This is a genomic window from Blautia sp. HCP3S3_D9 (assembly GCF_052063845.1).
Classification (GTDB): Bacteria; Bacillota; Clostridia; order Lachnospirales; family Lachnospiraceae; genus Blautia_A.
Genome location: NZ_JBQHWS010000282.1, coordinates 1 through 923, shown reverse-complemented (window position 1 = coordinate 923; position 923 = coordinate 1). Strand labels below are relative to the sequence as shown.

Genomic DNA, 923 nt, shown 5'->3' with positions numbered 1-923 from the left:
GTAAGTGCTTCAAAAGAAGGCGTAGTGCTATTTCCTCCACCAATTGATATACTGGGAAAAACCAATATATTTTAAGGAGGACTTATTCTATGGGAAAAACCAACCAGGAAACTATAACCACATTTGCGGAGGTTTTCTCTTCATCCGGAATCTCATCTCACCAAAATAACCGGACAGCAAATACCAATGATAACCGGCTGATGATATATTTTCAGGGAATGAAACTATACATCCCGGATGGGTTTCATCCGGATACCTTATTAAAGCTGATGCAGGTAATGAAAAAATTATGATGAGGCGTATGGCGGAAGGGGCCAGCCGGATCTTTCTGGCATGTGGCAGTACAGATTTCCGTAAACAGATCCCGGGGTTAGTCGCTGCAGTCAGCACACAGTTTCAACTTGATCCATATCAGGGAGACCTGGTTTTTATCTTTTGCAATAAAAAAAGAGATTCCATAAAAGTACTGAGATACGACCGGAACGGCTTTGTACTGGCAACCAAGAAGCTGCTGGACCACATGAAGTTCCAATGGCCGCGGACACCGGATGAAGTAAAAGAGATCTCTTTTCAACAGGTAGAATGGCTGCTTCAGGGACTGGAGATCGAGCAGAAAAAAGCCCATCATCCTGTGAAGATCCGTGCACAGGATACCTGTTTTTAAAGCAGGAAAAAATGACTGTAAAATATGCGGAAAAGCCTTTAAATTCGGCATTTTTCTGCGCATTTTACAGCCTTTTTCAGTGGCAAAAATACAGGAAAAATGGTAAAATATAAGCAGTAAAAAACAAGGAGATCATATACATGACAGAGCATGAGGAACTGCTTATGCTTCGGGAACTTGCTGCAAAACAGAAACAGCAGCTCGAAGAAAAGGACCGGATCATAGAAGAAAAAAATGAGAAGATCGAAAAACAGAATAT

Annotated in this window: 2 protein-coding genes; both read left to right on the top strand. The window is 41.5% G+C overall.

The genetic code is table 11. The annotated features are described in order from the left end of the window. The first annotated feature begins 89 nt into the window (after positions 1-89). On the top strand, positions 90-293 hold the full coding sequence (locus ACTNES_RS20910) for a hypothetical protein (RefSeq protein WP_173759644.1): 204 nt from the start codon (positions 90-92) through the stop codon (positions 291-293). Then, positions 290-664, top strand: a complete 375-nt coding sequence (gene tnpB, locus ACTNES_RS20905) for an IS66 family insertion sequence element accessory protein TnpB (protein ID WP_441040579.1) — start codon at positions 290-292, stop codon at positions 662-664. Before ACTNES_RS20910 ends, tnpB begins: the two co-directional genes overlap by 4 nt. Positions 665-923: the final 259 nt, after the last annotated feature.